19 protein-coding genes, 1 tRNA gene and 1 CRISPR repeat array are annotated in these 25,089 nt (G+C 45.6%); of the genes, 17 read left to right on the top strand and 3 right to left on the bottom strand.

Annotation, left to right across the window (positions count from 1 at the left end):
* Positions 1-10 precede the first annotated feature (10 nt).
* The 5 genes from N2K84_RS15680 to N2K84_RS15660 all read left to right on the top strand — a co-directional run bounded on the left by N2K84_RS15680 (position 11) and on the right by N2K84_RS15660 (position 10,400).
* A complete protein-coding gene (locus tag N2K84_RS15680; protein WP_282592773.1) occupies positions 11-1,069 on the top strand; it encodes an efflux RND transporter periplasmic adaptor subunit in 1,059 nt (352 codons plus the stop codon).
* A 13-nt stretch (positions 1,070-1,082) separates the two neighbouring features.
* Complete coding sequence (locus N2K84_RS15675; protein WP_282592772.1) at positions 1,083-4,163, top strand: efflux RND transporter permease subunit; 3,081 nt, start codon at positions 1,083-1,085, stop codon at positions 4,161-4,163.
* Between the two features lie 75 nt (positions 4,164-4,238).
* On the top strand, positions 4,239-8,945 hold the full coding sequence (locus tag N2K84_RS15670; protein WP_282592771.1) for an efflux RND transporter permease subunit: 4,707 nt from the start codon (positions 4,239-4,241) through the stop codon (positions 8,943-8,945).
* A complete protein-coding gene (locus N2K84_RS15665) occupies positions 8,945-9,661 on the top strand; it encodes a hypothetical protein (protein WP_282592770.1) in 717 nt (238 codons plus the stop codon). Before N2K84_RS15670 ends, N2K84_RS15665 begins: the two co-directional genes overlap by 1 nt.
* A gap of 241 nt (positions 9,662-9,902) precedes the next feature.
* Positions 9,903-10,400, top strand: coding sequence for a hypothetical protein (locus tag N2K84_RS15660; RefSeq protein ID WP_282592769.1), 498 nt, complete (start codon positions 9,903-9,905; stop codon positions 10,398-10,400).
* On the opposite strand, the gene N2K84_RS15655 is transcribed toward N2K84_RS15660, so the two are convergent.
* Complete coding sequence (locus N2K84_RS15655) at positions 10,362-10,781, bottom strand: (deoxy)nucleoside triphosphate pyrophosphohydrolase (RefSeq protein WP_282592768.1); 420 nt, start codon at positions 10,779-10,781, stop codon at positions 10,362-10,364. The two genes, N2K84_RS15660 and N2K84_RS15655, sit on opposite strands and share 39 nt — an antisense overlap.
* 57 nt (positions 10,782-10,838) lie before the next feature.
* Here N2K84_RS15655 and N2K84_RS15650 point away from each other — a divergent pair, with 57 nt between their 5' ends.
* The 3 genes from N2K84_RS15650 to N2K84_RS15640 all read left to right on the top strand — a co-directional run bounded on the left by N2K84_RS15650 (position 10,839) and on the right by N2K84_RS15640 (position 13,108).
* Complete coding sequence (locus N2K84_RS15650) at positions 10,839-11,354, top strand: hypothetical protein (protein WP_282592767.1); 516 nt, start codon at positions 10,839-10,841, stop codon at positions 11,352-11,354.
* Between the two features lie 174 nt (positions 11,355-11,528).
* Positions 11,529-11,601: transfer RNA gene (locus N2K84_RS15645), tRNA-Gln, on the top strand.
* 292 nt (positions 11,602-11,893) lie between these two features.
* Positions 11,894-13,108, top strand: coding sequence for a site-specific integrase (locus tag N2K84_RS15640; RefSeq protein ID WP_282592766.1), 1,215 nt, complete (start codon positions 11,894-11,896; stop codon positions 13,106-13,108).
* A gap of 121 nt (positions 13,109-13,229) precedes the next feature.
* Here the strand turns inward: N2K84_RS15640 and N2K84_RS15635 are convergent, their stop codons facing one another.
* Entirely contained in the window at positions 13,230-13,886 is a 657-nt protein-coding gene (locus N2K84_RS15635; RefSeq protein ID WP_282592765.1) for a nucleotidyl transferase AbiEii/AbiGii toxin family protein, read from the bottom strand.
* A gap of 18 nt (positions 13,887-13,904) precedes the next feature.
* Positions 13,905-14,396 (bottom strand): helix-turn-helix transcriptional regulator, encoded by a 492-nt coding sequence (locus N2K84_RS15630; RefSeq protein ID WP_282592764.1) that lies wholly within the window; start codon positions 14,394-14,396, stop codon positions 13,905-13,907.
* 376 nt (positions 14,397-14,772) lie between these two features.
* Here N2K84_RS15630 and N2K84_RS15625 point away from each other — a divergent pair, with 376 nt between their 5' ends.
* From N2K84_RS15625 to cas4, 9 genes are all read left to right on the top strand, one after another.
* Positions 14,773-15,681 (top strand): helix-turn-helix transcriptional regulator, encoded by a 909-nt coding sequence (locus N2K84_RS15625; protein ID WP_282592763.1) that lies wholly within the window; start codon positions 14,773-14,775, stop codon positions 15,679-15,681.
* Between the two features lie 51 nt (positions 15,682-15,732).
* Positions 15,733-17,604: a TIGR02556 family CRISPR-associated protein gene (locus tag N2K84_RS15620; protein ID WP_282592762.1), complete on the top strand. Its 1,872-nt coding sequence runs from the start codon at positions 15,733-15,735 to the stop codon at positions 17,602-17,604.
* Positions 17,605-17,627: 23 nt separating this feature from the next.
* Entirely contained in the window at positions 17,628-18,542 is a 915-nt protein-coding gene (gene cas7b, locus N2K84_RS15615) for a type I-B CRISPR-associated protein Cas7/Csh2 (RefSeq protein WP_282592761.1), read from the top strand.
* Entirely contained in the window at positions 18,532-19,287 is a 756-nt protein-coding gene (gene cas5b, locus N2K84_RS15610; RefSeq protein ID WP_282592760.1) for a type I-B CRISPR-associated protein Cas5b, read from the top strand. Before cas7b ends, cas5b begins: the two co-directional genes overlap by 11 nt.
* Before the next feature lie 68 nt (positions 19,288-19,355).
* Positions 19,356-21,767: a CRISPR-associated helicase Cas3' gene (cas3, locus tag N2K84_RS15605; RefSeq protein WP_282592759.1), complete on the top strand. Its 2,412-nt coding sequence runs from the start codon at positions 19,356-19,358 to the stop codon at positions 21,765-21,767.
* A 2-nt stretch (positions 21,768-21,769) separates the two neighbouring features.
* Positions 21,770-22,429, top strand: a complete 660-nt coding sequence (locus tag N2K84_RS15600; RefSeq protein ID WP_282592758.1) for a CRISPR-associated endonuclease Cas6 — start codon at positions 21,770-21,772, stop codon at positions 22,427-22,429.
* Positions 22,430-22,439: 10 nt separating this feature from the next.
* Entirely contained in the window at positions 22,440-23,432 is a 993-nt protein-coding gene (gene cas1, locus N2K84_RS15595; RefSeq protein ID WP_282592757.1) for a CRISPR-associated endonuclease Cas1, read from the top strand.
* Positions 23,429-23,719 carry a CRISPR-associated endonuclease Cas2 gene (cas2, locus tag N2K84_RS15590; RefSeq protein ID WP_282592756.1) on the top strand — a complete coding sequence of 97 codons (291 nt, stop codon included), beginning with the start codon at positions 23,429-23,431 and terminating at the stop codon, positions 23,717-23,719. The genes cas1 and cas2 overlap by 4 nt, the downstream gene beginning before the upstream one ends.
* On the top strand, positions 23,719-24,291 hold the full coding sequence (cas4, locus tag N2K84_RS15585) for a CRISPR-associated protein Cas4 (protein WP_282592755.1): 573 nt from the start codon (positions 23,719-23,721) through the stop codon (positions 24,289-24,291). The genes cas2 and cas4 overlap by 1 nt, the downstream gene beginning before the upstream one ends.
* Before the next feature lie 195 nt (positions 24,292-24,486).
* Positions 24,487-25,031: direct repeats of the CRISPR family, unit length 37 nt; unit sequence CTTCCAGAGCATCATCCACCGAAACAAGGATTGAAAC.
* Positions 25,032-25,089: the final 58 nt, after the last annotated feature.

Below are 25,089 nucleotides of genomic sequence, written 5' to 3'. Positions count from 1 at the left end.
AACTGAACCCATGAAGATAAATGCTTTCCAATCATTGGCCTTATTGGTGGTACTTGCACTTGCAGGCTGTAGCAATCCGGGCAGCAATGCCGAAACAGATTTGGCCATCCCGGTATCGGTCGAAGATATCAAGTTGAGTTCCATTGAGCAAACCATCAGCACAACCGGAACGGTGGCTGCGACCAAACAGGTGGTTCTAACCACGGAAATGAGTGGTGATTACCAGCTGGCAACCAATCCGCGTACCGGAAAACCATTTGCCCTGGGCGATGCCGTTGAGCAGGGGCAGGTAATTGTTCAACTTCAGGATAAAGAATATCTGAATAATATCGGGCTTGAAGCCAAGGAGTTAAGCCTTAAAATATCGGAGCAGGAATACACCAAGCAAAAATCGTTGTACGACAAAGGGGGCGTTACCCTGAGCGAACTGAGCAATGCCGAAGTTTCGCTGGTGAATGCCCGCAACAATTATGAGATGGCCCAGATTCAGCTCGAAAAAATGAAGGTCCGCGCACCGTTCAAGGGCATCATCACCGAGTTGCCCTATTTTACGCAGGGCACTAAAGTAGCAAGTGGTACGCAGGTGGTGAACTTGATGAGTTACGAAAAACTGTTGTTGGAGGTGAACCTGCCCGAGAAATACATCAACCAAATTGAAAAAGGACAAGACATTCGGGTAATGAACTACACGCTGCCTAACGATACGCTGCATGGATCTGTCAGCGAGTTGTCGCCGGCCATTAGCACCGAAACCCGCACCTTTAAAGGAAAACTGTTGGTGGAAAATGAAGGGCTGAAACTTCGCCCCGGCATGTTTGTGCAAACCGACGTTATTCTCGATCGCAAGGACAGTGTGGTGGTGATTCCCAAAAGTGTGGTCATTTCCAATCAGCGCGGCAAGTCGGTATTTGTGGTAACACAGGGAACAGCCGAAGAAAAGCAGGTCACCTTTGGTTACGAAAATCAGGACAACGTGGAAATCACCTCCGGGTTGAAAGCCAACGACCGGTTGGTGGTAAAAGGATACGAAACACTGCGTAACCGCTCCAAAGTAAAAATTATCAAATAGCGAGGGAGGTACCGTGAAGAAGTTAAGCGAATTTTCGGTCAATTACCCGGTAACTATTTTGATGATTGTGCTCGGCGTGTTGTTGCTGGGCTACATCTCGTACGACAAACTGGGGATCGACCTCTTTCCCAATCTGAATAATCCGCGATTGTTCATCGAGTTGGCATCGGGCGAACGTCCGCCCGAAGAAATGGAGAAGCAATATGTGGAGAATCTGGAGGCCCTGGCCATCCGGCAATCCGACGTGGTGCAGGTGTCATCGGTTTCGAAGGTGGGCAGCGCCCAGATTACCGTGGAATATGCCTGGAACAAGGATATGAACGATGCTTTTCTGGACCTTCAGAAGGCTGTTTCCTCATTTGCCCAGAATGCCGGGCTGGATGAAATCAACATCACCCAGCACGACCCCAACACCTCGCCGGTGCTATTGCTTGGACTGAGCCATGCCACCATCGACCACATGAATGAGCTGCGCAAGGTGGCCGACAATTACATTCGCAACGAGCTGGTACGCCTCGAAGGGGTGGCCGAAGTGGAAGTGTCGGGGTCGGAAGACGTGGAAGTGCTGATCGAAACCAGCCAGTACCTGCTGGATGCTTTCGGATTGACCCTCGATGAAATCAGCAGCCGAATCCAGAGCTTCAACCAAAGCATTTCGGGCGGGAGCATTGAGGAAATGGGGCTTCGCTATGTCGTGAAAGGAGTGAGCCTGCTGACCGACATCAGCGATTTCGAAAATGTGATTGTCGGCTACAAACAAGTAGTGGCCGAAGATAACACAGCGGCCTTTGCACCCATCTTCCTGCGCGAAGTGGCCAAGGTGAGCTTTCAGAACAAAGACGCGGAGAACATTGTCCGGCTGAACGGAAAACGCTGCCTGGGCCTTTCCATCTATAAAGAAACCAAGTTTAACACGGTGAAGGCCGTGGATGAAATTAAAAAGGCCATCGTTTCCATCGAAAAGGCACTGCCCGGGTATCAGCTGACGGTAGTGACCAACCAGGGCAGCTTCATCAGCGATGCTATCAAAGAAGTGGAAAACTCGGCCTTGCTGGGGATTGTGCTGGCTGTTTTTGTGCTGTTCCTCTTCCTGCGGCGGATCGGCAGTACGCTCATCATCAGCATTGCCATCCCGATTTCGATCATTGCTACCTTCAATCTGATGTATTTCAACGACCTTACGCTGAACATCATGACACTGGGCGGGCTGGCGCTGGGCGCCGGCATGCTGGTTGACAATGCCATTGTGGTGATGGAAAACATTTTCCGCAATCACGAAAACGGGCTGTCGGTGCGTGAGTCGGCCATTGAGGGGACTTCGCAGGTGGGGGGAGCTATCACGGCCTCAACCATCACCACTATTGTGGTGTTTCTGCCTATTGTATATCTGCATGGCGCATCGGGTGAATTGTTTAAAGACCAGGCCTGGACGGTGGCCTTTTCGCTGCTCTCGTCGCTGGTGGTGGCCATCCTGGTTATCCCCATGCTGTTCAACCTGTTTTACGGGAAGAAAACGCGGCGTGAAATCCGTTCGGTACAGATGAAAGGCTATGGCCGTTTCCTGGAGAAAACACTCAAAATGAAAGGAATGGTCGTGTTGCTGGCACTTGTGTTGATTGCCGGATCGGCTTTGCTGCTCCCGTTGATTGGGACCGAGTTTATGCCGAAAACCGAAACCCGCGAGTTCAGCATGGACATACGTATGCAGGAAGGTACCCGACTGGAACGTACTGCTTCGGCAGTTGAAAACCTGGAATCGATTGTTGCCGAATTGCTAGGCGACAACCTGGAAACCCTGTACAGCCACATAGGCCCTTCAACCGGACTGAGCACTTCGGCCAGCGCTATTTTTGAAGGCGAAAACACGGCCAGCATGAAGGTGGTGCTGAAATCGGAAAGCAAACTGGCTTCTTCTTCTGCCATTCGAACCATCAGTGGGGCGATCGGCGAAATTCCGGGCATGGAAATCAGCTATAAGCAAGACGAAACAGCCCTGAAAAGCATCTTGGGAACAGATGAGCCACCATTGGTGATCGAAGTGCAGGGCGCCGACCTCGACGTGATTGAAGAACTGACTGCCGAAGTAAAAAGCCGTGTGGAAGGGATCGCGGGCATTTACAACCTGGAATCATCGATGGAAGAAGGTTCACCCGAGGTGGAAATCCTGGTGGACCGCCTGCGCGCCGGGATGTATAACGTGAGTGTCAGTAGCATCGTTTCGCAAATTCAGGATCAGCTTACCGGGAAGGTGGCCGGACAAATGGAACGCCACGGCGAAATGCAGGACATCACCCTGAAGCTCCCCGATAAAACACTCACCAGCCTGAATGATTTGCGCATTACCGGCGGCGGACAGGTTTTCCTGGTGAACGAATTGGCTGAGATAAACATTGGACAATCGCCCAAGGAAATTTACCGCACCAACCAAAACCGGATTGGTAAGATAACGGCCCAGCTCGAAAAGAAAATGCCGCTCGGCGATGCGGTCAAACAAATCGAAACAGCCATCGCTCCCATGACTTTACCCGTTGATTATCAAGTTAGGATTAGCGGCGAAGAGGAAAAGCGACAGGAATCAATGGACAGCCTCAGCTTTGCGCTGATTTTATCAATTATCCTGGTGTACATGGTACTGGCTTCCCAGTTCGAGTCGTTGCTGCATCCTTTTACCATTTTGCTGACGATTCCGTTGGCGGTGGTGGGTTCGGTGATCTTGTTCTTCCTGCTGGGACAGTCGTTTAACATGATGGCCTTCATTGGGGTGATCATGCTGGTGGGCATCGCGGTGAACAACTCCATCATTCTGGTTGATCGCATCCTGCAATTGCGCAAAGATGGACTGGATCGCGTGGAGGCCGTTTTACAAGCCGGGCAGCAACGTATCCGGCCCATCATCATGACCAGTCTCACCACCATCCTGGCCTTGCTGCCGCTCACGCTGGGCTTCGGCGAAAGCGCTTCGCTGCGCTCGCCCATGGCGTTGGCCGTTATTGGCGGATTGGTCACATCCACGTTGTTGACCCTGGTGGTGATTCCGTGCGTCTATGAAATTTTTGAAGAAATAAAAGAACGGTTTAGCAAAGCCGGGGCTTAATGTCAAGTAGGAAGTTATAAGAAAAAAGGTAAAAGTCAGAACAGGAACATGCTTTACCGGTAAAATAGTAAACGAATGAAGTTTATAATAGATAGAAAGACCCTGATCAGTATGCTGTTTATCGGGCTCACCCTTCTGGGGTACGTGTCCTACAAACAGTTGGGAGTGGAGCTGCTGCCCAATGCAGAGTTGCCCTTCCTGTATGTTCAGGCTTCATCCACACGCGAAGCCGATCCGGCATATCTCGAAAACCAGGTGGTGATTCCGTTGGAAGGAGCCATCGGTACGCTCGAAGGTATCGAATCGCTGGAGTCGAACATCAACTCCCGAATGGGTACCATAGTGGTGTATTACCAGAAGGATGTCGATTTCAACTTTGCCTATCTCAAGTTGCAGGAAAAGATCAACGAGATGCAGTCGAGCCTGCCCGAAGGTATCCGGGTGAGCGTAAACCGGGTTGACCTGGCCCGTATGAACAACCAATTTATGGAGCTTCAGGCCCGCGGTAGCGGGGGAGTGGACCGGGTGCGCAACCTGGTGGATGAGGAAATTGCCCCCAAGCTGGAAAATATCGATGGCATTGCCGGGGTAAATGTGTACGGCGGCCAGGAAAAGTCCATCGAAATCATCCTGGACGAAGGGGCTTGTGAGGCCTACAACATCACTCCGGGAAGTATTCGCTCGCTGTTGTCGCAAAACGCACAGTCGCGGAGTTACGTGGGCAACCTGAAAGAAAAAGATAAGTTGTACTTTGTGCATGTCACGGCCGAATACGACCGGGTTTCGGATGTTGAGAACCTGGTGGTGGCCAATGGCCCCATTTTGCTGAAAGATGTGGCTCAGGTGCGTTTCGGGGTGAAAGAGGAAACCAGCTACAGCCGCGTAAACGGGCTGGATGCCGTGACCATTCAGCTGATCAACGATTCGCAGGCCAACCAGATTGAACTGTCGCACAAAACCCAGGAACTGATTGCCCAACTCAATGAAAAGCTCAAAACCAAAGAAGTGGAGCTGGTCATCCAGAACAACTCGGCCGAAACCATGGAAGAGAACATCGATCAGATTATCAATCTTGCCCTGGTGGGCGGGCTGATGGCTGTGTTTGTGCTGTGGATGTTCCTGAAAAATGTCCGCATTGTGGCTTTCATTGCCTTGGCCATTCCCGTTTCGGTTTTCACGGCCTTCAACTTCTTTTATGCTTACGGCATCACCCTGAACAGTCTCACGCTGGTTGGTATGGCGCTGGCCATCGGGATGCTGCTCGACAACAGCGTGGTGGTGCTAGAAAATATTTATCGCTTGGCCGGTAAGGGCGTGGATGCCGGCACCGCTGTTGCCCAGGGAACCACCGAGGTGTGGCGCTCCATCGTGGCGGCCACGCTCACTACCATCACCGTCTTCCTGCCCTTCGTGTTTTCATCCAATTTCATGATCGAGATGCTGGGCAAAAACGTGGGTGTTTCCATCATTTCCACCTTGCTGGTTTCGCTGGTGGTGGCCCTGCTGTTTGTGCCCATGGCCATCCACTTCATTCTAAAAGGAAAACGAAGCAGCTCCATTCATTTTGAAAAACTGACCACCAACAACCGCATGGTGCAGGTGTACATGCTGTTGCTGAAATCCTGTATGCGTTATCCGGCAGCAACGGTGCTGGGGGCGGTTGCCGTCTTCTTTTTGACGATCTTCATCTCGCTGGCCATCAGCGTCAGTTCGCTGCAGGAAGTGGAAGAAAGCCAGCTCCAGCTGTATGTGACCATGCCTTCGGGATCGAGCCTGGAAAAGACCGACGAGACCGTGCAAAAGATTGAGGAAAAGCTGGGGGGCGTGAAGGAAAAGCTGGACGTAATCAGCCGCATCGAAGAAGAGGAGGCCACCGTGACACTAAAGCTGGTGGAAGACTTCGAAAAGGTGGACGGGCGCAGCTTTGCCGAAATAAAATCCAGTGTCAACGACTTGGTGAAAGACATTCGTTCGGCCGAAATTTCGTTTGAACAGGTGCAAACCAACCGTAGCTTTGGTGGCGGGAGCCGCAATATGATGGGCAACTTCCAGCGCCTGCTGGGAATTGGCACCGAAGAGGAACGGATTGTGCTGAAAGGACAGGATTTCAACCTGATGCAAACGGTGGCCGAAGATCTGGAGTATTTTCTCGAAGACATGGACATTATTGACCGGGTACGGTTGAACGTATCGGACAACCGACCCGAGGTGCACATGATATTTGATCCTCTGCTGATGACCGAATACGGCATCAACATGCAACAAGTGTCGGGCGAATTGAATTCTTTCACCCGTGAAATTTCTACCGGGGTGATGTTTAACCAAGGGGTGGATGAATATGAAATTACCATTAAAACCGGCGAAACGGAGGAGGAGCAGACCGACGTCCGCACGATGGATGACCTGAAGATGCTCCAGGTGAGCGATGCCGGTGGCGGATTACACGATTTGCAGGAGTTTACCCAACTGGTGTATGCCCGCGGTCTGGCAGGCATCAACCGGGTAAACCAGGAAAAACAGATCGAAATAACCTACCGCTTGGTGAGCGAGGCCCAGCAATCAAAAGATCTTCTTACCGCCTACCGTTACGAGATTGACGCCCTGATTGCCAACTATGCATTTCCCTCGGGCATTGCTGCTGAGGTGATCCACGAAGAAGATGAGTTGGCCGAATTCTACTTTCTGATACTGGCTGCCATTGTGTTGATATTTATGATTTTGGCTTCGGTGTTTGAGTCGATTGTCACACCTTTTGTGCTACTGTTTTCTATTCCGCTCGCGGCGATTGGTTCGTTGCTGGCGCTCATCATCACAGGCAACAGCCTGTTCAACGCCAACACCATGATCGGCTTTCTGATTCTGCTGGGCGTGGTGGTCAACAATGGGATCATCCTGATCGACTACAGCAACATTCTTCGCAAACGTGGTTACCGGCGCTCCCGTGCCCTGATGACAGCTGGCCTGTCACGCGTTCGGCCCATCCTGATTACGGCCATCACCACCATTGTGGCTATGGTTCCGTTGGCCATGGGGCAGGCCGAATATGTGAGCGTAATTGGCGCCCCGTTTGCCATCATTGTTATCGGCGGATTGGCTTTAAGTACCTTGCTGACGCTGATTTTCATCCCCACCTTTTATTCCGGTTTGGAGAATGCGCTGGAATGGTTCCGCGGGCTCAACTGGAAATTGCGGGCGTTCCAGATTGCCTTGATGGCCTTGGCGCTCGTTTATATTTATCTGGAAGTGGACACGACCACCTGGAAAATGATGGACACCGTGCTGGCCGTGGTGCTGGTGCCGGGTACCACCTGGTTTGTACTGAACAGCCTGAAAAAGGCCGGCACTCAACTGATCGGGCCGGATGAAAAAGTTCATATTGTCATCCAAAACCTGGTAAAAATATACGACCGCCCCGGACGTTTCTCACGCGAGTGGACCGGAGGGTTGAACATCCGCCGCAGGGCCGGGTTGGAGAAAGAATTCCGCTCCATCCGGGAGTTCGACCAGCTTATCTGGCAACTGCCGCTGCTGGCGTTTATGGTCTATTTCACCTTTATCTTCCTGAAGCCGGCCTTCTGGATCAGCTTCATGATGCTGATGGTGTATTTCTACCTCAACCTGATCTGGAAGCCTGTTGCCATTTACCTGGAGAACCGCTACCAGGAAACCCAAAAGGGAATTTTCCGCTTTCTGAAAAAATATGGCAACAATTATTTCTTCTGGGTGCTGCCACTGGTGGAGTTGGCCATCCTGTACCTGAAAACCGAATACATTGGGCTGGTGGTTGCTTTTGCCGCTTTGTGGTATTTGGGACTGCTGATCTCTGTGACGGCTAAACGTCTGTATGAGGAGAAAGTGAACATCGACCGCATTACCGGACGTTTCGGGTCGTTGAGGCGGACCGTTTTCCGCTTGGTAAAACAAATTCCGGTAATCGGGAAACGGCGGGTGCCCTTTAAGGCGCTCAACGGTGTTTCCCTCGAAATCGGCACCGGCATGTTTGGTTTGTTGGGGCCTAACGGTGCCGGGAAATCCACCATGATGCGGACCATTTGCGGTATCCTGGAACAAAGCTACGGAAAGATATGGATCAACGGGATCGACACGCAGGAAAAGCGCGAAGAGCTGCAGGGGTTGATTGGCTACCTTCCGCAGGAATTTGGTACGTACGAAAATATGCCGGCTTGGGATTACCTGGAATATCAGGCCTTGCTGAAAGGCCTCACCGATGTGGACGAACGTAAAAAACGGCTGGAATATGTTCTAAAGGCGGTTCATATGTACGACCGGCGGACGGAGAAGATTGGCTCCTTCTCGGGCGGGATGAAACAGCGGATCGGGATTGCCCAGATTTTGCTTCATCTGCCCAAAATTTTGGTGGTGGACGAACCCACGGCCGGCCTTGACCCGCGCGAGCGCATCCGTTTCCGCAACTTGCTGGTGGAACTGAGCCGCGAGCGGATTGTTATCTTCTCGACCCACATTATCGAAGATATTTCGAGCTCGTGTAACCAGGTAGCGGTGATCATCCGCGGACGGGTAAAATACCACGGTACGCCCATCAACATGGTTAACCTGGCCGAAAACCTGGTATGGCAGTATGAAGTGCCTGCATCCGAATTCGACAAAATGCCCAACAAGCAAATGGTGGTGCACCATATGCGGGTGGGTGAGCATATCCGTGTTCGTGTGCTGTCAAAAGGAAAGCCTGCCGACGATGCCGTGGAGGCCAAGCCGTTGCTCGAAGATGCCTATTTGTGTTTGATTAAAGATTTGAAGTAATGGACAAACGAAAAATAAAAAATACACTCAACCTGATTAGCCAAATGGTCCGCTACAATTTCCGGATCATCTTTGCCGGACGGTTTATCTGGTTTTTGCTGGCTGCTTTTGCCTTTTATGTATTTATCGCGGTATCGGCCGTGTGGAACGGCGAGCTGCCCGACGAGGAATTTGTGTACAGCACCCTGCTTTTTCCGGCCATTTTGCTGATTTTTTACCCGATGACCTTCGGCATCCAAAACGACGTGGATGCTGGTATCCTGGAAATTTTGTTCGGGATACCCGACTATCGTTACAAGGTTTGGCTGGTGCGGCTGGTACTGGTGTTTGTGCTGGTTTTTCTCATTCTGATTGGTTTTGCCGGATTGAGTTACATTTTCCTGACACCGGTCAATTTGTTCGAAATGACCTGGCAAATTATGTACCCGATTTTGTTTTTGGGCAGCATGGCTTTCATGTTTTCCACCATCATCAAAAACGGGAACGGTACCGCCGTGGTGATGGTCATTTTGGGCGTGCTGGCGCTAATTCTGTCCGGATCGGTGGAGCGCACCATGTGGAACATTTTTCTGAACCCGTTTAGTGTTCCCCGTAACATGAATGAAATGATCTGGGAAGGCATTGCCCTGAAAAACCGAATCTTTTTAGTGGTGGGAGCGCTTGTCTTTATCCTGTACGGATTGTTCAACCTGCAAAAGCGGGAACGCTTTATCTGATTGAACTTAAACTGGCAGGGCAGTTGGTTTTTTGAAGAAGTAAAAAGCGGAGATGGCTACTGGCAAGAGATGCGCTTTTTTGGTCGACTGGTACCCCGGTATCTCAGACAGTTTAATTGGCAAATCTGTTAAAATCGTTAAGAAACGCTAAAATGCACTTCTGATACAGTGAGTTATCAAACTTTTTAATGATCTTTGTCATCGTTAATTTTATCAGGAGGGTTGTATGAGTGTTGTTGCGATGTTAAAATTACTTCATGTTTATTTGTTGGCTTCGGTCAAGTATTTTGTCACTTTTCCCTATGCTTTGCTCATTGGTTTAAATTACACCCAGGCGATTATTGCGGTGACCGTTGGCGGTATCAGCGGTTTTTTCTTTTTTTATTACCTGAGTGGATTTCTGCTGCGGTATTACCACCAGCATCACCAAACAATTTATTGCGCGATCAAAAAATACATACGCGTGGATCTTTGTCACCGGTTGGCGCAAAAGGAGCAACGTCAGAAGCCCCTGTTCAGCAAACGCCGGAGAAACCTGGTAAAGTTGAAAACCAAGTACGGTTTCTGGGGCATTGTTGTCACGACGCCGATTTTGCTGAGTATTCCCCTTGGAGCTTATTTGCTGAATAAATACTACTCGAAGCAGAAATATATCCTGGGTTATATGATGATTTCCATTGTTGGTTGGGCGTTGGTGTTTTCAACAATCGTGGTCATCCTTCCGCATCATCCTCTTTAGCAGTTCACTTTTATTGATTTCAAGCAGGCGGCGGTCGGCTTCCTGCCAATTTAGTTGATCCAACCCATTGCGGGAAATCCAGATTGAATGGTTGTGTTCTGTTAGGGTGATCGTTCCATGCACTAATTGGCAAACGAACGGGATGAGCCGGATCGATTTTTCGGGATAGTTATGCTCAACCGCTTGTAGCTTCGCCAGGGGCTGGATTTCAACCTGAAGCTCTTCCCGGATTTCGCGGACGATACATTCCGCATAATTTTCCCCTGGTTCCACCTTTCCCCCGGGAAACTCCCATTGATACGGATGATGTGATTCTCCACCTCGCTGAACGGCCAGTACACATTCACCCGAAAAAATGATGGCACAGCATACTTCGATCATAAACGGTTTTTCCTAATGTTGGGCTAAAATTATACTTTTGAATTCAATTAGCCTGATATGGAAACCGAAGATATCATAGACGTCATTCGGCGTTGGGAAAACCTGGATCTTTTCAAGCAGCATCTTATTCATCATCCTGATCAACTTCAGTTGTTGTTCCGGGTGGCGTTTGATGATTCGAACCCGGTGTATTGGCGGGCTGCGTACCTGATCGACCAGTTATCTGAACAGAACCCCGCATTGATCCGTCCGTATGTCCCGCAATTGGTGAAAGCGTTGTCTGCTACCTCCAATACCAGCAAACTCCGCCATTATTTGAAGGTCGTCAGCCAATATCCAATTTCCGAGGATTCGATAGACTTCCTGTTTGGCTTTTGTCTGGATGTTTTTACCAAGCCATCTTACCCGGTTGCTGTGCGGGTACATGCTATGAAAATCCTCTATCATATTGCCGAAATGGAACCGGGACTAAAGCCTGAATTAATACAAATTATTGAATATGAACTGACGTTGCATCCTACGGCAGGCCTGAAATCACGTGGCAGGCACCTGTTAGCGAAACTACGTCGGTAGGTTTTTAAACAGAAGGAAAGCGAACTGATTTTTTTTGAAGATCTATCCTTTTGATATTCAGTTAAGATATTAATTATGGGTGGGTGGGAGATCAAAAAAAATTAAGAAAATGGTTTTGGGAATTGAAAAATTTTATACTTTTGCCGCTGTCTTTAAAGAAAAGACATGAATGATTGACCCGTGGTGTAATTGGCAACACGTCTGATTTTGGTTCAGAAGAGTCCAGGTTCGAGCCCTGGCGGGTCAACAAAATTGAGATTCAAAAAGTATTAAAAGCACTTAAATCACTGATTTTAAGTGCTTTTCTATTTAACAGCACTCCCGTATTATATCATTTCAGGTCAAAATAAGCGAGACCATATCGAGACCTCATCAAATTCCCGCAAAAAAGGTCTCGATTGAATAGATAACTCTCTGATTACATGCATTTAAAATGATTCATTTTGGCGCATTTTCGGCCTTGATTTTGGGGTATTTTACCCTTATTTTTAATAGCTGATTTCGCCATAGAATCCATAATTTTTAAAAAATGGTTTGTTATGAGAGTTACAATTAATCTGCTTTTAAAGAATTCCAAGGGGAAATCAGAGTCAAAAAAACCGGTATATGCCAGAATTACAATGGATAACCGAAGAATTGAGGTTTCGACAGGTGTATTTATTGATCCTGCACTGTGGGACAAGAAACGGCAGTTGTTAATTGGTAAAGACGAAGAAGCAAGGGTCACAAACAGCCGTATCTCCAAATTTTCGACTCATGTAAATGACTGCTTCAACCAATTGGTTTCAGTTGGGGAGGAGTTTGATATCTACGATTTAAAAGACCAGATCATTGGCAAAAGGCAGCAAAAACTTGTTTTGGAAGCCTTTGATCAGGTAATAGAATCCATTGCCGGGAAAATAGATCATGGATATTCTTTCAGTACTTTAAAGCATTACCGCACTTGCAGGAACAGGATGGTGGAATTTATTAGTAGGGAATACCACCGGCCGGATCTTCCGCTGTCCCGGGTTAACGTTAACTTTCTTGACCGTTTTGACATTTTTTTGAAATCTAAGATAAAGATATCATCAAACACGGCATGGGGGTATCACAAAGATTTCAAGCATGTGCTGAACGATGCAGTATCGAAGGAGCTTATTCTGAAAAATCCTTATTCCGATTACAAAGTCAAAAGCATGACCTCAAACCGTGACTTTTTGACCAGAGAAGAACTTCTGAAACTGACACGAAAGAGCTTTCCGATCAAACGCCTTGAAGTTGTGAGGGATTTGTTTGTCTTTGCATGTTATACGGGACTGTCTTTTTCGGACATGGAAAAACTGAGTCCCGACCACATATTCAAAGGTGATGATAAAGAGCTTTGGGTTATCATCGACCGCACAAAGACATCGACCCGGTGCCGGATTCCGATTTTACCAACAGCCCTCCGGATAATCGAGAAATACAAAGAGCACCCCAAAAGCGGCGCAACCGGAAAAGTACTGCCTGTTCATTCCAATCAAAAGATGAATGCCTACCTGAAAGAAATAGCAGACGTATGCGGCATCCGGAAAACACTCACCATGCACGTAGCCAGGCACACCTTTGCCACAACTATCACCTTGTCCAATGGTGTTCCGTTAGAGACAGTATCGAAAATGCTTGGCCACAGCTCGTTGAAAACCACGCAGATTTATGCACGGGTCATTGACTCAAAAATATCCAGTGATATGAAATTGCTTAAACGACAACTGGAGAAGAGTCATCTGTAATTTTATAAACATAAAAACTTCCATGCCGGTAACCCCTTATTCGAGTTCATTCCAGCAACCAACCCAGAATGGTGAAATTGGGCAATATCATTGGCTTTTCTAGCGTATATTACGCCCAGAATCAGATAATGGTTTTATCCAGAGCCTCCATTATATCCAATTTTATAAGTTCCCAAAATTTACCTTTTAAACAAATGGGGTCGAAATCGTTATCTGCCTGTTCGAACTTTGTAAAATTGACCAATAACTCTGCCCCGTTGTGATTGTATGGATATCGTTCTTGATGAAGTTGAAGCATTTGATCAATGGTGTAAAAGTCCAATAATTCGTGCAGGTCCCAAAAATCCTTTTTTCGTCCCCCCTGTCCAATTACTTCAATTTTCATTGCTACAATGTCGTCAATACTGGCAAAGCGGATACCATCCATTCTCACGATTTCTCTGATAAAAGGATCGGAATAGAATAAATCCAGTTTTACAGCGTGAAGTTCTGAATTTCCAACGAAATAAGAACGTCCTATCCCTACTATTTCGACACCACTTGTGTCGAAATATGGGAATTGATTTCTTAAAAATTTATCGATTGAATCAAAATCGATCGTCCCATAATCCGCATCAGTAAACAAATCAATATCCACCGATTCCCTATGCCCCAGTTGTAAACTCAAAGCAGTTCCTCCAACTAACCTGAAAGAATTGAATATGTCTGCTGTCATTAGTAATTTCAATGTTGATAGAAGCAAAGGGGTTACTGTTCTGTAAAATAGATTCTCAGACATCTTTTCAAATTTTTAAAACTATTGACGTACCCCAGCCCAGTGGCCCAAATTTCCCGATTGTTCTAAAATCTCAGTGACGTCTTCTTGCCCGTAAAAGCGGATTATCTCGAGCTTCTCGGCTTCGTTTCCCCGTTCAAAAACCCGTCGAATGACGCTGGACTTATACTTTACCCAATCGATTTTCCGGATATCTGTATCCCAAAAAATTATTGGCCTTATTTTCGACAGATCCGGATGTAGAGACTCATGTAATTTCCGTTTTTCCTGTTCAATATCATGGTAAGCCTGCAAAATCAAAAAATATTCTTCATCCAACCCAAGTGCCTTTCCTATTCTGATAGATAATTGAGGATTGATCCGACGTTTCCCCTTTGTAATCGCTCCGATTGTTTGAGGAAATTCATCAATTAACAATGCGAGACGTTTCTTTGGAAGCTTTCGCTTCTTTAGTTCCCGGTTAAGAATTATACCTGGGTGGATCCCTTTTATGATCGAGATTTCCTTATTCATGACAAAGACCTCCTTTTTGCAAAAATAAACAAAATTGTTTACTATTGCAATTACCTGTAACCTTTAAGATTCTTTTTCTGCCAAGTTCCAAAAGGAATATGTCGAATGGTTTACAGATTACTCTTTTCCATATCAACAATTCATTTTATCTGCCCGTCACTCTTTAATTTGTCCGATTCCGGTAATGCCTGCAGCGGCTTTATCGAACATATCTAGAAACCCATAATGCAGTAGATCCCTTCTTTTTCCATGGATTTTTATAATTTATTCCAGCAGTATGACTTTTCGAAACGCCATTAACAACAAAAAAAACAACTAATCGATAAAATAAAATTATGTATTTCGTAACTTTATCCAACCGATAAACAAGAAACCAATGTCACATTCAACCAAATCGCGAAGGTTATTAAAATTGATTTTATTTCTTTCCTGCTCCTACCCCAAAAGCAAAGAAGAGTGTCTCGAATATTTAGGAATTGGAGATTCCGCATTTTACAATTACCGGAACGACCTGATTGAAATCGGGTTTAACCTAATTCAAAAGGACGGCAAATACTGGATTGAACACCACCGGAACGACCACCAGGTATTGCAAAACATTCTCCATTTTACTGAAGAAGAGAGCTGGCTCCTTTCGCAAACGATCGATTTTTTGGATATTCCGGCGAACACCTCATTGAGATTAAAACAAAAACTCACCTCCTTTCTTAATCAGGACAAAACAATTGGATCCTATTTGCACAAAGAGAAATCGTTTATTGTTCAAACACTTCGGAAAGCCCAAAAAGAGAAAAAACAAGTTTTGCTGGTAAACTATGCCTCCGGGAATAGTCAAACGGTCAAAAACCGGTTGGTCGAGCCATTCGAATTCAGAGAAGATTTTAATCTCCTTTGGGCGTTTGACACTGCGCTAAAGCAGAACCGACAATTTAAGATCTGTCGGATTGAAGATGTGCAGCTCTCGCCTCTGGGCTGGGAACATGAACGACGCCATCGCACTAAACCGGTTGATATTTTCCGAAACACCGGCGACCTGGACAAACGTGTAGAGCTGTTACTTTCACTTAAAGCGCGCAATTTACTCATTGAAGAATATCCATTGACAGAACGGTATATATCCAAGATAAGCAACAGCCAATATCTGCTAAAAGCACCGGTTGCCAAGTATGAAGGTCCTGGCCGGTTTGCTTTGGGATTGGCCGAAGATGTTCAGACTATAGGAGATCCCGGATTTCTGGAATACCTGAAAGAAAAAATAAAAAAATACTCAAAACTTATTCTGTGACTCCACGAAGTCTGGAGTTACGAATACGAAATTTGACCAAAACTAAATAATATGCAGGATAAAGCCATCGCACAAATAGGCCACTGGCAATTGGAGCAAAACCGCGGCCTCGACCCGGTTGACCTCTACATCGAAAACATGTTTCCGGGCAAAGATTATCAAATGTTGCTGTTGGTATTCGAAATTGCCAGCGACAACGGTGAGTTGACCTGCGCCTACAAGGGAATCGATATTGAAAAGGTGAAAAAAGATTCAACCAGTTACCGGAAATATGCCTACCGAAAAGGAAGCGCCCGTGGGGGCGATGTAACCCTTACCACCAAGCTCAGCAATCCTGCAGATAAGAAGTTGCAAAACATTAAAGAGGCGCAGCTTAAGAAACTCACCTCTCCGAAACATCCCGACGCCCAACTGTTCAAACTTATCGAATCAGAATTTCTCAGAAATGAATCAATAATTAGTTCGGATGTTGAAGGCTATTTCAGCAGCGCGTCTAAAGAGGAGCAAACGACTACAGGTATTTCGCTGCGGATACATAACGAACGGGCGTTGTACCTGAACAATTTTGAGTTGGTACATAACATCCTGCTTGATTCGGGTTCGGAGAAGAAATACGACCACAACGGTACCCAGTCTCGAACCAACAACTCAGTTTGTTCAGTGACCAGCGCCGTTGCTGAAGACATTTACGGGTTTGCCGCCCCATTTAAATATTCAAGCCCCGACAAGCCCGGTTTTATCAGCGGCTTTTTCAACAAGGAAAAATTTTGGCGCAACTATCCGGTTTCGTCGAAGGAGGCACTTGCGTTGGAGTATGGCAAAAAGTACATTAAACAGCACCTGACCGGTTATTTCTATGGTCACGAGTTTTTGTTTGTACCGCACCCCATTATCCGCAGCAGCCATAACGAACTGGAGATGATTGTAGAATTGCTGAAAGAAGCCTTTGCCACTGCCCGCGAAAAGAAGACATCAAAAGAGGAACGGTCGGATGCAGAAGAATATGTACAGAAGATTATTGCCCGGCAGGAGAACTATTTCTACCTCGATATGCTGTTCTATTCAGAGGACAAAAAAACCGAAGCCATCAGCATTGAGATGATGCTGGAAGAGGTGCTCCCATCAAGATTTAACAAACTGTTTGTCGAAGTGCCCGAAATGGTTAATCGCAACCTGCTGTTTAAAAATGCCATTGTTATTAAGAAAGTTGAGCAGGATTTGAAATTTTCATTTGGGATTGTGAGCGATTTCTTTGGCGACAAATTTCTCGATATTGTTCAACGTATCTTTGTTGGCAAATCTATTTCAAAAGCCTTTTTATTTGAACGGATTATTGGTGTTATTCGGAAAAACTACAACGAATCGCACTCACAGGACAAATGGACAGAACCGGCAGGATGGACGATTTTGAAGGCCATAATGCTCATTAATTATTTACTGGAACTAAGAATTATCGAAAACAATAAAAACTATAAGTATATGGATACAATCGTTACTGAAAAGAAAACAAGCCGGTTTAACCTCGATGGATTCAACCAGTTTGTAAAGGTGAACGAAAGTTTCCTCGACAGCGATATCAAAGTAGGGATATTTGCCGTTGGGGTAATGGTGCGTTTCCTTTTCGACATTCAACATGCCAATCTCAGCAATACCCCGTTCGAAAACAAACTGCGCGGGTACAAGCTAAATCCGGAACTACTGATGCAAGTTTATACCGAGGCATTGGACAAAATCCAGAAATACCAGAAGAATTTCTACATCTATGGCGATTTGCGCGAAGTGATCAGCCACTATTTTGTAACTAAAAAGCAAGAACTGGTCTCGTTGAGCAACAACGAGCTATCGTTCTACTTTGTGGCGGGCCTAGAAATGGGGCGCAAGTTCAAGAATGAAAAAGAAAACAATAGTCAAGTAGCAGAATAATAATCTTTTAAACACATAAAACAATGAGTGAAATAATCAGCAATCGCAGCGAACTTTTGTTCCTATATGATATTGAGAATGCCAATCCGAACGGTGACCCTCTGAACGAGAATCGTCCGCGTTTCGACACCGAGAGCAGCTCCATTCTGGTGTCGGATGTACGCCTGAAACGTACCATCCGCGACTATTGGTACGAGTACAAGGGCTTTAACGGACAGGGCGAGAATCAGGATATTTTTGTTCGCGAAACGACATACGCAGAAGGCGACAAAGAGTATATCAAGGACGGGAAACGCCGTGCCAAAGACTTTCAGGAACAAGCCGCTATGATCCTCAATAAATGTATCGACATCCGTGTGTTTGGCGGGGTAATCCCTCTTTCAAACGATTCGATTACCAAAATTGGCCCGGTTCAGTTCCAAATGGGAAAATCGATCAACAAGACCGAGATTATTGAAGAACAGGGAACAGGAGCATTTTCATCGGGAGATAAAAAGAATCAGGCAACTTTCCGTACCGAATACAAAATCCCCTATGCAGTGATTGGCTTCAACGGGGTAATCAATGAGAAATCGGCGCAATATTCAACCATGAACGAAGACGACAAAGCATTGTTGATCGAAGGAATTTGGGAAGGTACCAAAAACCTGATTTCACGTTCAAAGTTTGGTCAAGCACCCTTATTCTTATTGACCATAGACTACAATGAACCTTTCTACATTGGTAACCTGCGTCAGCGGCTAAAACTGGACTGTGGCGAAAAGAACGAAATGCAAATCCGCAGCACCAACGATTTCAGACTGGATGTAACTGAATTGGTCGAGGTGCTGAAAGCAAATAAGGAAAAGATTGCCGCCCTCAGTTTGAAAACCGATTCTCGGCTGACAATGATCAATAAAGGTCAAATCATAACCAACATCAGCAAAAATGAACTATAAGGAATTGCTCATTTTCGACATCAGGGGCGAATACGGGCACTTCCGAAAGTACAATACCACCACCTCGCCGCTAACTTACTCCATACCTACCCGCACGGCCATTGCCGGGATACTGGGGGCCATACTGGGTATGGAACGGGAAATACGCGACGGAGTGTATCCCGAAGGAGCAGAGCCAGTGCAGGAGTTCTTCTCGAAAGAGCGGGCCGATATGACGATACAGATTATGCGCCCAGTGAAGAAAGAGAACATTGGGTTTAACCTTATCAATACCAAGACTTCGTTTTACGACCTGACCCGAGCCGGTCGCACGCAGATTGAGTTTGAGCTGGTAAAGGATGTCCATTATCGCATTTACCTGAGCATGGCCGATAAACTGAAGTTTGAAGAACTTTCGGAACGGATTGCCAACAAACGACACCATTTTACACCGTATTTAGGACTAGCACAATTTACTGCTCAGGTCGATTTTGTGCAGCGGGCTACGGCAAATAATGTTTCCTCTAATGGTGAGTTTGCCGAAATTATTACGGCAGTGAACATGTCGAAACTGCAAGGTGAACCTCCTGTGGAGTTTCAACGGGAATACTTCTATTCGGCCAATAACATGCCTATTGAGATGAACCGCGACCGCGAGGTACTCGAATACTCCGAGGTACTAATCGAAAAGAACGGGAATCCGCTGCGTGTGCGAGTACCCGATTACCACGCGGTTAAGGGAGTTGGAAATATACTGTTCCTATAATGAATGTATACGTCATATTGGATACACATTTCACAGGGGGATGGTCCCCAGATTAGAGACCAAATGCTATGACAGAACTACGCTCGCATCCCGATAAATACCTAATCGACCATCTCCGCGAGGTGGCTACCATCGCCACTTGCTTAGTGAGCGATAAAGGCTATCGCTTCGTGCTGGCTAATGGAGCAGGGATAACCCAACAGCAACTTACCGACCTGGTATGGATTGCTGGTGCGTTCCATGATTTAGCCAAGGCTACCAGTTATTTTCAAGCGTACATCAGAGAGCCGGAAGGGGTACACAGTCATTTAAAGAACCACGCACAACTGTCGTCGATCTTTACATGGTTCGTGGCAAGCCGGTATTGTAAACAACAGTTTAGCGATAAACTTCTTTCAGAATTGATTCCTACATTGGTGTTAATTGCCGTAAAGCGGCATCATGGGAACATCGAGAACCTGGAAAAGGAACTATCTTTCTCAAACGATGATCTTGAGAACTTTTCAGAACAGATCAGAAGCATCGATAATGAATCCATTGAATTGATCATTTCAGAGTTACTTGTCAATTGTAAGGTTAAAACATCATGGAAGGAGTTTACCGCATACTGGCAGGGCAATACTTTCCAGCAAGAAATGAAAGATTTCAAAATCATGTCGTTTAAGTTTCGTTATCCCAAGTTCGACGAACCTTCGCGCATCACATTGTTCAATCTTTTTCAGGTGATCTATTCGGCCTTGATGTTTGCCGATAAAAACGATGTCATCCTTGATGAAACCCGTTTCGACCAGAAGCAAACCAATATAACCAAGCGCTTGGGCCAATTCAGGGAGAAGAAAGGGTTCAACATAGCACAAACAGAAATTGACAGGCTGAAAAATGAAGCCTATTTCAATACACTGGAGCATCTGGAAAAGGTATTCAAACCAGAACAGCACCTTTATTCCATTACTCTGCCAACCGGATTGGGCAAAACCCTTACGGCATATGCGGTGGCCGATAAGCTCAGGGAGCTAAGCGGTAATGCCGATGCCAAAATTGTCATCAACATTCCTTTTACCTCCATCATCGATCAGAACTTTGATGTTTATCGCCAGGTGCTGGGAACTGATTCGAGCGATGTGCTGCTAAAACATCATCATCTTGCGGAACCAAATTATAAGGATGGTTCGGAAAAGGTTTACGACTTCGATAAAAGCCAGTTTCTGATTGAAACATGGCAGTCGGAAACCATTGTTACGACGTTTGTGCAATTTCTGGAAACCATTCTTTCGATGGACAAAACCAAACTAATGAAACTTGCCCACCTGAGGAATGCGGTGGTGCTGCTCGACGAAATACAAACCATTCCTTATGAATTGTGGGAAACTATCCGAAAATCGTTCCTTTCGCTGGGTGAATCGCTGAACATGTACTTTGTACTGATCTCGGCCACACAACCCTTGATTTTTACCCCCGGAGAAAATATTACCGAACTGGTACCCAATTATCAAAAGTATTTCAAAGTGTTCAACCGCACAAGGTTACATTATCATGCGGAAGCGGTTTCGTTTGATTCATTTGTTGAGTCTGTCTCAAATTACGTTTGCGAGGAACCGGAGAAGGATGTCTTGGTCATTATGAATACGAAGAAAGCAGCGCGGACTTGCTTTGAACAATTGGTCAACCTTGATCTGGACGATACCGATTACTATTTCCTTTCCACCTTGATCACCCCTTATGAACGGAAGGAGATTATCCGAAAAATTAGAAAGAAGAACGGAAACCGCAAGCTGATTATATCGACCCAATTGATTGAAGCAGGAGTGGATATTTCAGTCGATACCATCTTCAGGCAACTGTCGCCCATCGATTCCATCATCCAGTCGGCAGGCCGGGCGAACCGTTACAACGAAAAGAAAACAATCTCAGACATTTTCCTTTTCGAAATTGATGGGGAACATCAAAGAACCACCAGTCGGATTTATGGTTCAGACTTAATCCTGAAAACTAAAAATGTTTTGAAGGATTTCAACGACATTGAAGAATCGAACTATTTAAAACTGATAGAGTGTTATTTCGAGGAGGTCAGGAAACAGTCCGATGAAACCTCATCCACTTTATTGGATGCGATATTAGGTCTGCGGTTTGCTGAAATTGGCTTGAGTTTAATCGAGGAGCGAAAGTCCGATTCCGTATTTATTCAATTGAATGAAGAGGCCAAGGCTGTTTGGGAACAATATGTCTCGCTATATAGAGCGGAAGGATTGACTCCTTGGGAATTGAAAGCTCGGTTTTCGGCATTCAAATCAACGTTCTATGACTATGTCATTAATGTCCCTGTACCATATGGAGAAACAAAGATCAATTTTGATTCAGAACAGTTATTCGGTTTTTATTTATCAAACTTGGAACAGCAATCACTCTTCTACTCTTATTCTGCCACTGATTCAACTTTAAATACAGGGTATAATACAAATAAACAACTTGTATCTATTTAACCATGCAAATCACACAAACCACCATACAATTTCCGGATATTCAACTTCAGACCCGCGATGCACACAAGCTACGGGGTTATTTTGGCAACCTGTTTAAAGAACATTCGCCGTTGTTACATAACCATTATGCCGACGGAAGTTCACGCTACGCCTACCCCTTGGTACAATACAAAGTAGTCGATAGAATCCCGGCATTGGTTGGATTTCAGGAAGGAGCCGACCTACTGGTTTCGCTCTTCTTGAAAATATGTGAACTCAACATTGAAGGACAACATTTCCCGGTACAGGCTAAAAACATTCAACAAAAGCAGATTGAGTTGAGCGTTAACCAGCAACTCTACAACTATTTTTTCAAAACACTATGGATGGCACTGAACCAGGAAAATTTTCACAAGTACAGTATGCTGTGCGACGAAGACAAAAAACAGTTCCTGAATCGCCAAATTCAAAATAACATCCTCAGTTTTTACAAAGGGCTCGGTTTTCGGACGACCGAACGTATTATGGCTGTTGCCCGGCTCGAAGAAAAACAAACTCTGTTTAAGAACCAGACTATGCTTGCCTTTTCGGGGAGTTTCACCAGTAATGCGTTCTTACCCGATTGGGCAGGAATTGGCAAAGCCGTTAGCCGCGGTTTTGGCACGATCAATCTAATAGAATAAAGTTTGAAGCATGCAACTAATTATTAACACCTATGGTACTTATGTCCATGTAAAAGACGAGTTATTCGAGGTTTCGCTCACAAAAGACGGGGAAAAACAAAAACATCATTTTGCCAGTCAAAAGGTCACATCCATCTTAATGAGCAAAGGATCGGCAATCAGCACCGATGCAGTTATCCTCGCCATGAAGAACAATATCGACATCATTATTTTCGAATACGATGGTGTACCCGTCGGCCGTTTTTGGCATAGTAAACCTGGAAGTACCTCCAAAATTCGCAAACAGCAGCTGGAAGCAAGTCTGAACGAGGTGGGTGTTTTCTGGATTAAAAGCTGGCTAACGAAAAAGCTCGACAACCAGGTGGAATTACTGAAACGGCTGAAAAACCATCGCCCGGCGACAGCCGACAAAATTCAGGAAAAAATTGACTCGATTTCATCACTCAAACAAAAAATGAATGAGCTGAAAGGAAGCAATATCGATACTATCGACGACACTCTTCGAGGTCTGGAAGGTACTGCCGGGCGCATCTACTTCCAAACCTTAAGCTCTCTGCTAAACGAGCGATACCAGTTCAGCGGTCGGAGTTTTCGACCGGCGCAAGATGCCTTCAATGCTTTTCTCAATTATGCCTACGGCGTACTTTACAGCAGGGTCGAAAAGGTTCTGGTCATCGCCGGACTTGATCCCTATGTTGGGTTTATGCACCGCGATGATTATAATATGAAAAGTATGGTCTTCGACTTTATTGAACCCTACCGCATATATGCCGACGAAGTCGTATTCAAACTGTTCTCTGCAAAAAAGGTAAACGACAGTCACACCGACGACATCACCAACGGCATCAGTTTAAATGCCGATGGTAAAAACCTGTTGATGCAATCACTCATGCAGTTTCTCGACGAAGAAAAAATAAAATATAACGGAAGGAATCAAACCCGCATGAACGCCATGCAGATGGATGCCCATCAGTTTGCAAACAAATTAATCAACAAGCTATGATTTGCTGGGTCTTATATGATATTAAAAAGAACCGACAACGGGGAAAGATCTCCAAGATTTGTAAAAAGTCGGGATTGTACCGGGTACAAAAATCGGTGTTCTTGGGCAGCATGGAAGACAACGAAAAAGACAGCCTTGAGCTGGAAATAAAGGAACTCATTGACGAAGAAACCGATTCTGTTTACATCTTCCCTATGAGTAAAAACGAACTGCGGCAAACTGCCCTCATGGGGCAGGCATTCGACAAGAAACTAATTACCGATGAAGTTAAAGCCCTGTTTTTCTGATGTCAATAACTCCGTCACATATCATTGAATACTTGTACTGTCCGAGATTTACGTATTTCGAGTATGTTCTAAGTATTCCTCAATATGAAGAAAGACACTTCAAAGTTGAAAAAGGGAGAAGTGTACATGAGCAAAAGCTCGAACAAAACCGGGACTACCTCAGAAAGCGAATCGGCGTACAAGCAAAATACGCAGACCAATATTTAGCCAACCAATTGTTACGCGGAAAAATTGATGAAGTACTTTTACTAAATGATGGGACAATGGCTCCGCTTGACTACAAATTTGCTAAATTTGAAGATCGGGTTTATGAAACCTATCGGACTCAATTGGAATGCTACGCGGTTCTTATTGAAGATAATTTTGCGAAAAAAGTAACCAAAGGATTTTTGGTCTATACCCGTTCTGCAAATAAATTGGTCGAAGTTGAAATTCCGGACGCGGCAAAAAACGAAGTTCGTTCCATATGCCAAGCTGTAAACGAAATAATTACACAGAATTATTTTCCCAAAGCAACCAAATACAAGCAACGTTGTGTCGGCTGTACTTACCGGAATATCTGCATCAAATAGGCAATCACGGGTGGCAATTTATTTAATAAGTTGAGAAATCGAGCTATAACTAAAAGAATAACAATAAATTACACCTTCGGAAATGCATACAAAAACACACATATCAGCGTTCTTTGACATACTGAAAAATGAAATTGGACACAAGCAAATAAATCATTATAGCACTGGAAAACAGACAAATGAAAAACTGTACGGCTTCCAGAGCATCATCCACCGAAACAAGGATTGAAACATTTCCTGATAGACGAAGGACAAACCGATAGACAGCCTTCCAGAGCATCATCCACCGAAACAAGGATTGAAACGCTTATACCCCCTGACAGGATTAAACATGTCTCCCTCTTCCAGAGCATCATCCACCGAAACAAGGATTGAAACGATATGTTCTCAGGCGTTGCGGTTCCATCGTAAACGACTTCCAGAGCATCATCCACCGAAACAAGGATTGAAACATATTAACGCCCCGGTTTCATTCCGGGGCTAAACACTTCCAGAGCATCATCCACCGAAACAAGGATTGAAACCCCTTTTTCAGCCAACTCACAACCGTTTGAAAGTGCTTCCAGAGCATCATCCACCGAAACAAGGATTGAAACGCTTCAGGTGTTGCTTTTTGCTCGATATCAGGTTTGCTTCCAGAGCATCATCCACCGAAACAAGGATTGAAACACTACAAGGCTGTATCTGTTAATATCTTCCGAGTCTTCCAGAGCATCATCCACCGAAACAAGGATTGAAACAAATATGGCGTTAAACGGTACTGGCATCGTGATTACGCTTCCAGAGCATCATCCACCG

Origin of the sequence: Gaoshiqia sediminis (genome assembly GCF_025907915.1) — a bacterium.
In the GTDB taxonomy this organism is placed as follows: domain Bacteria; phylum Bacteroidota; class Bacteroidia; order Bacteroidales; family Prolixibacteraceae; genus Gaoshiqia; species Gaoshiqia sediminis.
This window is presented reverse-complemented; position numbering and strand designations above follow the sequence as displayed.

Coding starts and splice junctions, on each gene's coding strand:
- cas2 (WP_282592756.1), top strand. CDS start 23,429: ATGATTTGCTGGGTCTTATATGATATTAAAAAGAACCGACAACGGGGA.
- N2K84_RS15635 (WP_282592765.1), bottom strand. CDS start 13,886: ATGTCTGAGAATCTATTTTACAGAACAGTAACCCCTTTGCTTCTATCA.
- N2K84_RS15680 (WP_282592773.1), top strand. CDS start 11: ATGAAGATAAATGCTTTCCAATCATTGGCCTTATTGGTGGTACTTGCA.
- N2K84_RS15660 (WP_282592769.1), top strand. CDS start 9,903: ATGTTAAAATTACTTCATGTTTATTTGTTGGCTTCGGTCAAGTATTTT.
- N2K84_RS15650 (WP_282592767.1), top strand. CDS start 10,839: ATGGAAACCGAAGATATCATAGACGTCATTCGGCGTTGGGAAAACCTG.
- cas3 (WP_282592759.1), top strand. CDS start 19,356: ATGACAGAACTACGCTCGCATCCCGATAAATACCTAATCGACCATCTC.
- N2K84_RS15620 (WP_282592762.1), top strand. CDS start 15,733: ATGCAGGATAAAGCCATCGCACAAATAGGCCACTGGCAATTGGAGCAA.
- N2K84_RS15665 (WP_282592770.1), top strand. CDS start 8,945: ATGGACAAACGAAAAATAAAAAATACACTCAACCTGATTAGCCAAATG.
- N2K84_RS15640 (WP_282592766.1), top strand. CDS start 11,894: ATGAGAGTTACAATTAATCTGCTTTTAAAGAATTCCAAGGGGAAATCA.
- cas1 (WP_282592757.1), top strand. CDS start 22,440: ATGCAACTAATTATTAACACCTATGGTACTTATGTCCATGTAAAAGAC.
- N2K84_RS15625 (WP_282592763.1), top strand. CDS start 14,773: ATGTCACATTCAACCAAATCGCGAAGGTTATTAAAATTGATTTTATTT.
- N2K84_RS15655 (WP_282592768.1), bottom strand. CDS start 10,781: ATGATCGAAGTATGCTGTGCCATCATTTTTTCGGGTGAATGTGTACTG.
- cas4 (WP_282592755.1), top strand. CDS start 23,719: ATGTCAATAACTCCGTCACATATCATTGAATACTTGTACTGTCCGAGA.
- N2K84_RS15630 (WP_282592764.1), bottom strand. CDS start 14,396: ATGAATAAGGAAATCTCGATCATAAAAGGGATCCACCCAGGTATAATT.
- cas7b (WP_282592761.1), top strand. CDS start 17,628: ATGAGTGAAATAATCAGCAATCGCAGCGAACTTTTGTTCCTATATGAT.
- N2K84_RS15670 (WP_282592771.1), top strand. CDS start 4,239: ATGAAGTTTATAATAGATAGAAAGACCCTGATCAGTATGCTGTTTATC.
- N2K84_RS15600 (WP_282592758.1), top strand. CDS start 21,770: ATGCAAATCACACAAACCACCATACAATTTCCGGATATTCAACTTCAG.
- cas5b (WP_282592760.1), top strand. CDS start 18,532: ATGAACTATAAGGAATTGCTCATTTTCGACATCAGGGGCGAATACGGG.